Raw genomic sequence first — 11,995 nt, 5'->3', positions numbered from 1 at the left:
TTTGAAATTGCAATTATGAGAATACCATTTGTCTTGTTAATGCTAGTAAGCTTATTCGCCTGCGACAAATATAAGGAGAGGATAAGTAGCGTTGAATTAATTACTTCCGATCTGAAGAAAGATTCTTTGTTTAAAGGGCTTGTTAAATTGACATTCAATTCGATTCCGGAGAGCATGTTGCAGGATTCGCTGGCATTCCTGGTCTTGCCTGTCCAGGCTATTTGCCCTAGCTGTCGTGAAAAGACTGTGGATAGCATTGTCAAATATCAGCATCATTTACCGGATAAGCATTTTATTATTATCTCCGCAAATGGCGGCCGTAAACTAATCAATAGCTTTTTTAAAGAAGAGCATAAGCGGTTACCTGTCATAGAAGGAAAGCTATTCCTGGATAGTACCAACATGGCCCATCGCTATGAACTATATGAAGACAAACCCACGATGTATTACACATATAGGGGAAAGGCCTATAAAAAGGTATCAAGTATGCCGGCAACAGTAAGAAAAGATTTACACCAGTTTTTTTCCGGGAACAGTGATTTACAATAATAGATCATGTCTGATTCAATATATACCACTACAGCGAGTTACCGAAACATATTTGCGGAGCATGGCCTGCAATATGTAAAGAGAGACATATGGCTGGAGGTTGGACGACGTACAGTTACTAGTGGTTGGCAGGTGTTCATAAGTGTCATTAAAGCTCAGACAGTGCGGCTGCTTCGGGAGCTTTTACCGGTACTTGTGAATTTGAAGGTGCCATTCAGGGTAGTATGTGAGCCAATGATGCATCATTATTTAAATATGGGGCGTTATGGGCGTGATTATATCGGCCGTGTTTTTACTTTATATCCGGCCACCGAGCAACAGTTAGCAACGCTGATAACTATATTGAAGCCTTTGTTGCTTCAATACAAGGGGCCGAGAGTCGAGAGGACTCACTGTCTTGGACCGTCATTATATACTGCGTTTTTCAAGGTCGTAAGGAGGAAGAATGGGCATAAGCTATGGCAGTTGGACAAAGGCCGCAAGTTACCGGTATTTAGCGCGAGTGAAGAAATTGAGTTCTCGCCGAGGACGCGATGGGTAATTGGCGGATATTATGTAAGGATTAAGACATTAAAAAATTCTCCGAAAGGCAGTATTTATAAGGCTATAAGTTTAAAGGGATTTAGATTTGAACGATGTATAATCAAGCAGGGTCGATTGAATATGGTGGATGACTATGCAGGAAGAACTATTAGGGACCGGTTGCTGTGGCAGAAAAAAGTCCTGACAGATCTCCATAAAATATTGCCTGTGCCCATGGTGCTTGATTTTGTTGATGAAAATGGAGATTGTTACTTGGTCATGGAATTCATGGAGGGTGTACCGCTTGATAAGTGGGTGGAAAAAATATATCAGCAAAGTGTATGGAATGGCTTGTCCGTTTCAGCTAAACTCAGGATACTGACATACTATATGAGAGCGTTGTTCATTATCGAAAAGATACATGAGAATGGATACGTGCACAGGGATATTAAGCATGGGAATTTTACGGTCGCCGCTGACGAAAGTCCTGTATTACTGGATTTCGAATTAGCCTGGTCCTCAAAAGACAGACAACCGGAGCCCACATTCGTCGCTATGGATGTAGGTTATAAACCACCAGAACAGCTAAATAATGCGATTCCTACAATAAAAGAGGATATATATGCCTGCGGGGGATTGCTGCTCTATCTGCTGACATCTGTTCACCCGGGTCTGTTTTCAACGGTAACCGTTTCCATCCTGAAGGAAAAGGGCATTGAAAAAGACCTGATAAATATAATCCTGAATTGCAGGAATGAACAATCAACGTTGCGGCCTTCCATTTCTGAAGTTATCGGATGTATAAAAGCATTCCTACAGTCTCATCAAAAATAGCATAAGTTATGTTACCCAGATATAAAATAGCACTAAGAATACCCAATGATAGGGGGAAATATTTTTCTTTCAGATTACATGAACATTTGGCAAATGAGCCTACCGATTATATACAGCCTAAAAAGTTGGTCGTCATAGCGGGTATTAATGGTAACTTCCAGACATTTTGCAATTTGTTAATCAAAAGTGAAGTGCTGGATACATCACTAGGTTGGATATTTCAGGACAATCATTTGGTAATTCTCGGTGATTATACAGCCCATAATGCCCATCCTGTTGAATCGCTATGGTTTATTTATTCATTGGAGAATAAAGCCAGGAAGGCCGGAGGCTACGTTCATCTTATATTAGGTGATCATGAGCTGACCTGTTTGAATGGCGATTGGTGTTATGATCATCCGCGATATGCAAAATTGCATGACCGGTCTTATGAAAGAGCAGTGTTGTTCGATGGAAATGGAGAGATTAAGCGTTGGCTACTAACTAAAAACATTGTTGAAAAAATCGGCAATAGCCTTTTTACGCATGTTGAACTTACACATCATGTAGTCCAGGCGGGATTGTCATTATCGCAGATTAATAGTCTTGCCCGACATAAGTATAGCTCAATGGGAAAAATTACTGATTTGCCATTCATTACTATGTGGTCGGATAAGGAGAAAGTACAATGTACATCTGAAAAGTCCAACAATGGAATATCGGAGGAGTTATTAACAGATAATCTGCTGGCGCATTTCAATGTTCATACGATTGTAACGGGGGGAGGAAATACGCGGCGTGTAAACAGTCGCTATAATGACAAGATTGTTGATGTTTGCGCCGACCATGTTGACAATAGGTCGGAAGCATTATTTGTAAAATATGATCGCTTTTACAGATTTACCCTTGAAGGGCGACTAGTAAGGATCAAACAAACGGGTGTCTGGAATGGGAAACAAGTGATCAGGCAAGAATAGCTGCACCGCACCAGTTTACCAGGAGAAGATCGTAACGATTTACTATGTCGAATAACTCTTCGTCTATATACTCAAACTGGTACAAGGCTAGAGTTGTAATCTGGTTGTTTTCAACTTGACCATAGTATGTATGATTTCCCGCTGAAAATGAGAATCCGTCCCTCACAAAGCCTGCATCGTCAAATGAAATAGTGCCTATAGAACTTGCGCCAACAAAATGAGTAAACTGAGCAAAGTCCAATTGAGGATTGCATATAGTAGTATACTCCCGTTCATAGCAAGCAGCATATCCAAGTAGCATGTTTTGGTTATTTGAAGACTCAAGAATAGAGAGGATCGAATCTGTCATAGCCTGGATTAAGGGAAGGGCAGACGTTGGAAATAACCCGATTTGCAGCCATTCGTCCTTGCTAATGTTTAGGGTGATATCGCTTTGAATTGCCGGGCTTTGAGTTAAAGGTGGTGCAGACATCTTTGTTGGAACAAGATGTTTATTGCCGACGTCATGTGAGCCAGGTTCTACTACATAAAGGACTATTTTCTTGCAACTGAAATAACTTTCTTCTTTTAGAATCTGCATTTCAGTTACACGCCAGATTTTATTATCGATATTCAGCAGTGTTGGTTTGTTAAAAAACTGGGGTATTTCTGCTGAGTTAAAGGTATGAAAGGAAAGCTTAAGTCCGGATACTGCATGTATCAACTGTATCCTGACTTTTTTAGGGAAAAGGGTAGATAGCGAATCAACGACGTTAAGTATTTTCATGAAAAATGAGTGTGTTGAATGGGAAATTGGGTTTCGTTGGATCTTGCTTTTATTGCCATCCTTGGTAGCATGGGGAAGCTGAACATATCTGGGTGACAGTATCTGATCAGGAAATGGAGAATTCCGCTTATCCCTTTCATAAAGGTGGGAACAGGTTGCCGTTCATGATTAGTGATCCAATAAATGCCATGTCTGAGATGCTCATTGTGAAGTTGCAGTATATGCTGAGTGATCCAGTCGGCTCGCTCAAGCCATATAGGTTCTTTGAATGATCGATAGGCCTCCAGGTATACTTCTCCAAGTCCGCTGAGTCCGGCTTCCTGGCCGAGAGCGTTGCTGACTATCCTCACAGGATTGCTAAGGAGCGCCCCGGTTGCACCGGCTTTATACCTGGGATCCGAAAACACAGTATGCGCTTTAATAAATGCTAGTGCAATCCCTGTTTCTCCCTGGCTCCACCAGGGTTCTAGTTCTTTGTCCGTAGGCGATCGCCAGGTGATTCCCCGGTTTTTATGTATACCTTTTTTCAAAAGCCAGTTTAACCCTGCTTCGGCCCCGGCAAGTGCTGCTTGATCTTTGTAACGTTCTCCATATTCAAGAAGAAAGTGTACGATTCCAGCCACTCCATTGGCAAAACCGACCGTCGCCCGCTCGCTCGCTTTTCCGTTATTCCGAAGCCAGCTTCCGTCCCTTTGTTGGATATCCAGTAGTTTCTTCGCATAGTTATACAGGCGTTCTTTCACTTTTTCTGCATCGATTAAAGGGAGGCAAATCAAATTTGAAATACCTTGTCCCGCAGTGCCCTGGCTGATATCAAATTGGTCATTGCCCTTATCGAGAAGAGGGTCAATGTAGTCTATATAACTGAGGGGAATCAACCCCGCATTTATGGCATGCGCCAGTGTAGCGGCAATGCCGGCTGAGCCGTTGTGAAGTCCGGGTGAACAACTTATAATTTTGTCAATATATTTCTGATGTATGAGGTCTAATCCCTTTTGTATATAGGGAATAGTTGCGCTAATATCGAATGATGCGATCTTTGCCTGGCTTAGCATATAGACGATGCCGGCAGCGCCTTTGCTATAGCTTGCATACCAGGATTTTTCGATTTGTCCCTTTTCCGCCACCTTCCCTTTTTCTTTTTTTTCTGCAAACCATCCCTTCTCTGGATCTGCGAGCAATGGGCTGCTTAGGGAGTTGATCCCTTGTTGTATAAAATTTATTATGTGTGCCTTCTCATAACTGATTGGCTGAGATGTTAGTCGTTGCTCTTTTGATTTGAATGAGGTCCTGTATTGATGTATGACTTTAAGAATTTCGTCTGTCTCTGGTCTTTTGTCGGGTTCAGGATGTAAACTCTGAGTAATGATTTCTGCTATCTGTTTGTCCGGCACGAAGAAGTTTATCGTGTTGCCCAGTTTTTCAAATTGGATACCACTGATTTTACTGGGTGAAATGTTCGTCCATATTTGGAAAAGAATAGCACCCAAGGCAAAAATGTCCTCTTCAAATGTAGGCGCTTGTGTGGTTATTTGTTGTGGCGACATAAATCCATGCGTGCCTAACTGATATGGTGGTGTAGGTTCTTTCTGCCTTAAAGAATAACTAAGCTCGAGGTCAATAAGTGCTACATCACCACTTGGTGTGATCATAAAGTTATTGGAAGTCGCGTCCCGGTGCACTACCTGTTCCGTATGAAGATTTTTCAACAGCGCGGTAATCTTTGTTAGGTAAGCCAGGAATTTAAGGCCAAGTTTATTGCGTGTAATTAGTCCTTCCCTTAAGTCCTTCCTGTATTTTTTTTGCAGATCAATAAGAGAGTGACCCTTAATCCGCTCAATAACGAGGTAGTAGTTTCCGTTTTCTTCAAAGGTATCAATTAGGCGCGGTACCCTAACTTTATTCTGCAATAATTTGTGTAACTCCTTTTGCCATGTCAGCCGGTCAATAATGTCTCTGCCATGTTTATCTTTACTATCACCACGTGTTCCTTCTTTGATCACACATGTGCCAAAGTTAAACAGACCTTTGATATAGATACATTTCATTACGTCGTTCTTCTGGCTCTCTTTCAGGCTTTTGGTGATAATATAATAGTATCCGATACGTTGCCCGTTTTTTTTTACAACTTTTCTTCCATGATGCTTTTCTACCGAAGAGCCATTGGTGCTTGAAATAATGCTATTGTCTTCCTGCATGTTATTTGCTTTAAATGTTGATTTCTTCTCCTTCTTCTTTAAAAACACACATTGCCATAAAGCGGCCCTCCGTTTCATAGTAATAGCTCTGTCGTTGGGAGCAGTATTTAATTGGGGCGCCGTATTCCTTCATCAAATTCAGATAATCAAACAGACTCCTCCTTGACATGCCCAAACGGTGCGCTAATTGATCAGGAGTTCCTGTTCCTTTAATGCGGATAAGATTATCTATATGTTTAAGGCGATATAAAATGTCGATTGTCATATACTTAATTAGATTATTATAATGGAATAGGTTTTTATGAAAGTCGGTTGTAGTAATTCAGAAGAAAGTCTAACATGTTCTCTTTTTCCAGTTCCGTTTTTCCTGTTAGTTGTAACATTACCTGGGCGATCCATTTGCTTCGACTCAGCCACATTCTTTCTTTTAGCGATTGATGCGCATTGAGCAGAATGTTGCCCAACGCAGCGTACTGATTCAGGTTGTCATGAGTAGCGTATATGTCATGCGTATAAAGTGCTGCCTCTACATATCGCTTATATACAATAGATCCTGTTAGATCATAGGCTTTAATGAATACTAATGTTATGTGAGCGGCACTATTCTCATCCCAAGGGCTGGTGATTTCATTATTTGGGGATAACCAGTACGTAGTACCGGCATTATGACTAGCTCTTTCGGTCAGACTGATAAGATTTTTCAAACCGGCTTGCAACGCATTCTTGTGGCCTGAATGCTGAGCATATGATAGTAAAAAATAAGTAATGCCGGCCAGGCCGGTGGAAAATCCAGAATTGTCAGGCCTTGTTGCTGAGAGTCTTGTTGTATATTTCTTAAGCCTTTCATCCAAAGTCACTGGAGATATAAAGTTGCTACAGGTTAGATTGGCAATGCCATAACCCGCTAGCCCTTGCCTGAGGGAATAGTCGTCCAACTCTTTACTGAGTAGCTCATTTATCCAGGATGTATAAATTGGATAAGCTGGTAGAAATCCAATTTCTATAGCTTCTGCCAGATTGCGCGCAATACCGTGGCTGCCATCATACAAACCGGGCGAACTTGTTTCTAATTGACTTTCTATATTAGAAAGTGCACTGACTGTTTTAATCTCAATATCAGAAATTGTTATCCCCGTTTTCCATGCCGCAGCAAGAAGTTGTATAGGCGGATTCGCCAGCTCATTAATGCCATCCTGAATGAAACTGGCTAAATGATCTTTAGTAAATAAATTAGGAGTAGAGCTTAATCTTTTTGTTCTTTTGATTAGATCTTGTTTATATGATAACAATGCTTTCAGTATGATCTGAACATCTGGCCGCCTATTTTCATCTGCATGAAGGCAAGACTGTATCAACTGAGCTATATGATCATCAGTAATAAAAACTCTCGTATCCGTTTGGCCTGAGAATTTATCAGCAGATATTCCTGTCCATGAATAAAGAATATACCTCCCTAATAATGAGATATCAGTATATCGATTTGCCTCTACGAACTGTATCAGATAATCGATGAATTTTATTCCTTCTTTTTTATTATTACAAAGCGCCTCACGCAGATTCCCATACGTGATAGGATAGCTGGCTGGAACATGATTATGCACATGCTGTAATGCATCGTCCTTCCTTAAAAGGCGATCTGGTATTTGGGTTACCATATAAAGAATGTATGGTTAAACAAAAAGTAACAACGTCTGATTATGTTGTGGGCTAACGGGTGGAAATACTACTCCTCGCCCGGTGGGCTTAGCATGATTGTCATAAGCTGTTACTTATTCCGGTTAGAAATATACGATGGTAGTAATAACAGGGTTAAAATGCTCTTCAGTTGGGCTCTGGATTCATCTATAGGTTGAGTTCTTTACTGTCGCAATATTAAAGTTAGGTTAATAATTGTTTCATAAATTATCCGTGGAGGCATATTTACTTATCCTCAGTAATGATTTTCGCAGTCGTTTATTATTGAAATTAGTTTGATGTCCCCCCGTTCCTCCTCGTCTCACTCGGGGTCTCTCCAAAAAAATTCTTGTACACCTTTGTCAACGCTGACGGGTTCTTATACCCAAGCACATACGCAATATGTGCGATACTCACTTCATTCTCTATACACAGTGCTCTCGCTCGATCCATGCGCACTTTCAGTTGGTATTCACTAAACGACATGCCGCAGTACTTGACAAAACTCTGTCGTAGTTTAGATGCACTGACAAAGTACGTGGAAGCAAGCTGAGAGATGGTCAGTTCCTTATCAATATTATTACGGATGAATGTTTTAATAGTATTAAAGGTAACGTCGTGCGAAGAAGAGACAGTGTTATTGTCCTGTTGTTCAAGAATAAGGATCAAGAGTTCCTGTAGCTTTCCTAGCAGCCACGTCTTCCGCAGGCCTGTATTTACGACAGAGAATTTCAGTTCATGGTTAAGATGATGTAGGCCTTCCCAGATGATCCCCGGAGTGGGAGTGAGGAGCATCGGCATACCCATGTCTATTTTATACAACCATTTCTTAGCTAGTTTGGAATGATGGGTGTATGCTGACAGCATTTCCCGGTTAAAGCCGTAGTACTGTACTTCATACATCCCGGGACTAAAAAGCGTTGGTTGCTGCGGGCCGATGATGTGGAAGCAATTATACTGCCCCTGAAGGAGGGGAATAGTGGTCATATCTATATAAGAAAGGTTGATACTCCCTTCTATCATGCAGCACACAAGACTCAAACCTTCCTTGACCTTCGGTAGCAACTGCACCGGTTCTCTCACAATGAATATATTGTTACTCAGACTGCAGCCATCAGCTATGGTTGTATGATAGATGATATCCACAGGCGGACTTGTCACAAGTACAGCGTCCGCAAAATCACAGCGGTAAGCTGCATACTGTGGTGGCAACTGGTGGGTTATTTTAATATGGTGTTCTGGAATTCCGACTATGCCATATTCGATAGTCACGTTCATATAGGTAACAATTTACTTTGAGGGATCTTAGCTAGTTTAGCATTAGGTCAACATCCGGGTTAATAGACTATTAATATTAACGGTAATAAAAAGGAGAGCAAAATAAAACAGGTTAAGAAATTATTAAGAAATGAAAGGAGCCAGGCTAAACAACCTGGCTCTTCACTTAAAACAAGAAAACAACCTGTTAAATATTTGACATCTGCACCCCGCAGATGCGTTGGATTAAACATTGGATGATCAAATGTAGATGCTTGAAATAAGAAAAGTGTGAATGAGATGTTAATGAAAAAAAATTGTCCCGGGAATCACTACCCGGGACAATAACTAAAACAACAGCTATGAATGAAAAATCTCTATTTCACAGAAAAGGTTCAATTACCATACCACCAAACTATGCCTGGGGCGAACTGATATAGATCTTATCGCAGTTAGTGGAGTCTCTACAAATAGTGTGGAAATAATTCTACAATTTTATCGTTAAGTGAAATATAAAGCCTATGGAAATCATGTGGTTGGTGATGGATTGATATTTGAAAGCATAGTATCTGGGTATTTTGGACGGATCAGGGTGGATCTAGTATTACATCGAACCGGTTTTTTGTACGAATACATCTTCAAGCATTTGATAACCAATTTAATGGAACAAGTGAAAGCATGGCACAGCATATAAAAACGGATGTAGATTGTCCGTCCAATAAAGTATTGACTACCGAGGGGAAAAAAGGGTCATTTATTTTGATCATCGACGATGAACCTGATATCTGTCGACTATTGCAATTAAGCCTGGTGAAACATGGGTATAAAGTGAAATATGTTCACGCACTGACGGAAGGCCTGCAATATCTGCAGCAGCAACAACCGGATTTGCTTTTCCTGGATATACACTTACCTGATGGCTCAGGCCTGGAAGCATTGCCAGCTATAAAAAAGAGATGCCCCGCCCTGCCTGTGATAACGATCAGTGCGTACGACAACGGCATGGAAAAGCAGAAAGCATTAAATGCCGGAGCAAGTTATTTTATGGCAAAACCATTTAATGTGACAAACCTGGATGAGTTGATGAGCGATATGTTAAGATGGAAATAAGATCGGTGATTAAATTGTAAATTTAAATAGCAGTTGTCAAACACCACATATAAATATTATGAGAAATATTCTGATAATTGATGATGAGATCAATATTTGTACGTTATTAAGCAAGTTTCTAGGTAAACATGGCTTCAAGGTGGATACTACCATGAGCGGTGCAACGGCTTTGAAAATGATGAAAGAAAAAACTTTTGACCTGGTGTTGTGCGATTACAGGTTGAAAGATACAGATGGTGCGCAGTTACTGCAGGATATTCTTCAGATCAACCCACGTACTATCGTGATCATCATTACCGGGTATACCGATGTCAGAGTTGCTGTGGATATGGTGAAGAACGGCGCCTACGACTACCTTTCCAAACCACTTTATCCGGACGAAATATTGAACCTGGTGCACAAAGCATTTGCTCATATGGATGCAGAACGTGAACGCGATGAATCTATGCCAATACGTGCAGTGAATGGTACATCCAACGGTAACGGATCTGCAGCGGAATCCCAGGATGGAGAGCCTGCCGGTGAAATGCTGGATAAAACCCATAAATACGTATATGGTGAAAGCAATGGCGCAAAGGAACTGTTCCGCCAGATCAAACTGGTGGCGCCCACCGACTATAGCGTGATCATCTTCGGAGAAACTGGTACAGGTAAGGAATCTGTAGCACATCTTATCCATCATCATAGTAAACGGCATAACCAGCCTTTCGTAGCGCTGGATTGCGGTAGCCTTTCTAAAGAACTCGCAGCAAGTGAACTGTTCGGTCACGAGAAAGGCTCTTTCACAGGCGCTATTAATACCAAGATAGGCGCCTTCGAACAGGCCCACGGTGGTACCCTGTTCCTCGACGAAGTATCGAATCTCTCTTATGACATACAGGTGGCCTTATTGCGCGTGATCCAGGAAAAGGTGATCCGCAGAGTAGGCAGCCTGAAAGAGATACCAATAGATGTACGTATTATCGTAGCATCCAATGAAAAACTCTCTGAGTCTGTAGCAAAAGGACGCTTCCGTGAAGACCTCTTCCACAGGTTCAATGAGTTCACCATCTATATTCCGCCATTGCGCGAAAGAGTAGAAGACCTCCCGCTGTTTATAGATGCATTCATGCGCCAGGTGGAAAGAGAACTGCAAAAGAACTGTGGCAAGATCACCAATGAAGTATGGGAATGTTTCAGCAGATACAACTGGCCAGGTAATATCCGTGAACTGAAGAACGTGATACGCCGTGCATGCCTGCTCACTCCCGAGCATGAAGATATCACATTGTCCACATTGCCCCTGGAAATGAAAGAATCATTTGCACAGCAACCATTCGAGGAAGATCACCAGGTGAATATGTCCGGTGAACTGATCTCCATCACAAATGAGAATGACCTCAAAACAGTGGCGCTGCAGGCAGAGTACAATAAGATCATTAATGTACTCAAAGAAGTGAAATATAATAAGACAAAGGCGGCGCAGCTGCTGAACATAGACCGTAAAACTTTATACAATAAACTAAGGTTACTCAATATTAATTATTAGCGATATCAATATAATGTTTGTTTATACTCAACACACAGGCCCGTTATCCAACGGGCCTTTTCTATGCCCGGTATGCTATTTGCACTTTTATACAATATAAAACCTTGCATTTATGGATCCGCAAAATAATCAGCAGCAAATGGAGAATGGGGAAAAGAAGAACGCTGGTTTCTTTGAGCGTTATTCCTCGAAAGTGGCGCAGGCTACCGGATCGCAATGGGCCTTCTTTATTGCCCTGGCGGCTATTATTGTATGGGGTATTACAGGCCCATTATTCGACTATTCAGATACCTGGCAGCTGGTGATCAATACCGGTACAACAATTATCACTTTCCTGATGGTATTCATTATCCAGAAATCACAGAATAAAGATTCAAAGTCGGTACAACTGAAACTGAATGAGTTGATCGCCGCCAATAAACTAGCCAGCAACCGCCTCATCGTAGTGGAAGATCTGACAGAAGAGGAGTTGGATACGCTGCATAACTACTACACAAGGCTGGCAGAAGAGACCAAGAAGAGAATGGCAATGAAGGAATCCCACTCAGTAGAAGAAGCGATTGAAAATACGGATGAAAAGATGAAGGCCCTGTGATATAAC

The 11,995-nt window shown here is 41.4% G+C and carries 11 protein-coding genes; 6 read left to right on the top strand and 5 right to left on the bottom strand.

Annotation, left to right across the window (positions count from 1 at the left end; translation table 11 throughout):
- Positions 1–15: 15 nt before the first annotated feature.
- From F3I09_RS04665 to F3I09_RS04655, 3 genes are read left to right on the top strand one after another with little or no spacing between them, the layout of a single operon-like run.
- Entirely contained in the window at positions 16–549 is a 534-nt protein-coding gene (locus tag F3I09_RS04665; protein WP_149693892.1) for a hypothetical protein, read from the top strand.
- Between the two features lie 6 nt (positions 550–555).
- The gene (locus tag F3I09_RS04660; protein ID WP_149693891.1) at positions 556–1,905 is read left to right on the top strand and encodes a serine/threonine-protein kinase; all 1,350 of its coding nucleotides are present in this window, start codon (positions 556–558) and stop codon (positions 1,903–1,905) included.
- An 8-nt stretch (positions 1,906–1,913) separates the two neighbouring features.
- Positions 1,914–2,861, top strand: coding sequence for a hypothetical protein (locus F3I09_RS04655; RefSeq protein WP_149693890.1), 948 nt, complete (start codon positions 1,914–1,916; stop codon positions 2,859–2,861).
- Here F3I09_RS04655 and F3I09_RS04650 read toward each other — a convergent pair.
- The 5 genes from F3I09_RS04650 to F3I09_RS04630 form a co-directional block, all read right to left on the bottom strand.
- A complete protein-coding gene (locus F3I09_RS04650) occupies positions 2,848–3,627 on the bottom strand; it encodes a hypothetical protein (RefSeq protein ID WP_149693889.1) in 780 nt (259 codons plus the stop codon). The genes F3I09_RS04655 and F3I09_RS04650 overlap by 14 nt on opposite strands.
- The gene (locus tag F3I09_RS04645; protein ID WP_188133689.1) at positions 3,624–5,825 is read right to left on the bottom strand and encodes a protein kinase/lanthionine synthetase C family protein; all 2,202 of its coding nucleotides are present in this window, start codon (positions 5,823–5,825) and stop codon (positions 3,624–3,626) included. Before F3I09_RS04645 ends, F3I09_RS04650 begins: the two co-directional genes overlap by 4 nt.
- A 10-nt stretch (positions 5,826–5,835) precedes the next feature.
- Complete coding sequence (locus tag F3I09_RS04640; protein ID WP_149693887.1) at positions 5,836–6,090, bottom strand: helix-turn-helix domain-containing protein; 255 nt, start codon at positions 6,088–6,090, stop codon at positions 5,836–5,838.
- A 34-nt stretch (positions 6,091–6,124) separates the two neighbouring features.
- Complete coding sequence (locus tag F3I09_RS04635; protein ID WP_149693886.1) at positions 6,125–7,480, bottom strand: lanthionine synthetase LanC family protein; 1,356 nt, start codon at positions 7,478–7,480, stop codon at positions 6,125–6,127.
- 310 nt (positions 7,481–7,790) lie between these two features.
- Complete coding sequence (locus F3I09_RS04630) at positions 7,791–8,777, bottom strand: helix-turn-helix transcriptional regulator (RefSeq protein WP_149693885.1); 987 nt, start codon at positions 8,775–8,777, stop codon at positions 7,791–7,793.
- 657 nt (positions 8,778–9,434) lie between these two features.
- Here F3I09_RS04630 and F3I09_RS04625 point away from each other — a divergent pair.
- From F3I09_RS04625 to F3I09_RS04615, 3 genes are all read left to right on the top strand, one after another.
- On the top strand, positions 9,435–9,866 hold the full coding sequence (locus F3I09_RS04625; RefSeq protein WP_149693884.1) for a response regulator transcription factor: 432 nt from the start codon (positions 9,435–9,437) through the stop codon (positions 9,864–9,866).
- A 58-nt stretch (positions 9,867–9,924) separates the two neighbouring features.
- On the top strand, positions 9,925–11,394 hold the full coding sequence (locus tag F3I09_RS04620; RefSeq protein WP_149693883.1) for a sigma-54 dependent transcriptional regulator: 1,470 nt from the start codon (positions 9,925–9,927) through the stop codon (positions 11,392–11,394).
- Between the two features lie 112 nt (positions 11,395–11,506).
- Positions 11,507–11,989 (top strand): low affinity iron permease family protein, encoded by a 483-nt coding sequence (locus tag F3I09_RS04615; RefSeq protein WP_149693882.1) that lies wholly within the window; start codon positions 11,507–11,509, stop codon positions 11,987–11,989.
- Positions 11,990–11,995: the final 6 nt, after the last annotated feature.

The organism is Chitinophaga sp. CF418 (genome assembly GCF_900142925.1).
Lineage (GTDB): Bacteria > Bacteroidota > Bacteroidia > Chitinophagales > Chitinophagaceae > Chitinophaga.
Note: the sequence above shows the minus strand (reverse complement) of the source record. Positions and strands in the feature narration are given on the sequence as shown.

Excerpts from the sequence above, each read along its gene's own strand:
- F3I09_RS04655 (WP_149693890.1), top strand. The coding sequence starts at position 1,914 with ATGTTACCCAGATATAAAATAGCACTAAGAATACCCAATGATAGGGGG.
- F3I09_RS04620 (WP_149693883.1), top strand. The coding sequence starts at position 9,925 with ATGAGAAATATTCTGATAATTGATGATGAGATCAATATTTGTACGTTA.
- F3I09_RS04665 (WP_149693892.1), top strand. The coding sequence starts at position 16 with ATGAGAATACCATTTGTCTTGTTAATGCTAGTAAGCTTATTCGCCTGC.
- F3I09_RS04660 (WP_149693891.1), top strand. The coding sequence starts at position 556 with ATGTCTGATTCAATATATACCACTACAGCGAGTTACCGAAACATATTT.
- F3I09_RS04640 (WP_149693887.1), bottom strand. The coding sequence starts at position 6,090 with ATGACAATCGACATTTTATATCGCCTTAAACATATAGATAATCTTATC.
- F3I09_RS04625 (WP_149693884.1), top strand. The coding sequence starts at position 9,435 with ATGGCACAGCATATAAAAACGGATGTAGATTGTCCGTCCAATAAAGTA.
- F3I09_RS04650 (WP_149693889.1), bottom strand. The coding sequence starts at position 3,627 with ATGAAAATACTTAACGTCGTTGATTCGCTATCTACCCTTTTCCCTAAA.
- F3I09_RS04645 (WP_188133689.1), bottom strand. The coding sequence starts at position 5,825 with ATGCAGGAAGACAATAGCATTATTTCAAGCACCAATGGCTCTTCGGTA.
- F3I09_RS04630 (WP_149693885.1), bottom strand. The coding sequence starts at position 8,777 with ATGAACGTGACTATCGAATATGGCATAGTCGGAATTCCAGAACACCAT.
- F3I09_RS04615 (WP_149693882.1), top strand. The coding sequence starts at position 11,507 with ATGGATCCGCAAAATAATCAGCAGCAAATGGAGAATGGGGAAAAGAAG.
- F3I09_RS04635 (WP_149693886.1), bottom strand. The coding sequence starts at position 7,480 with ATGGTAACCCAAATACCAGATCGCCTTTTAAGGAAGGACGATGCATTA.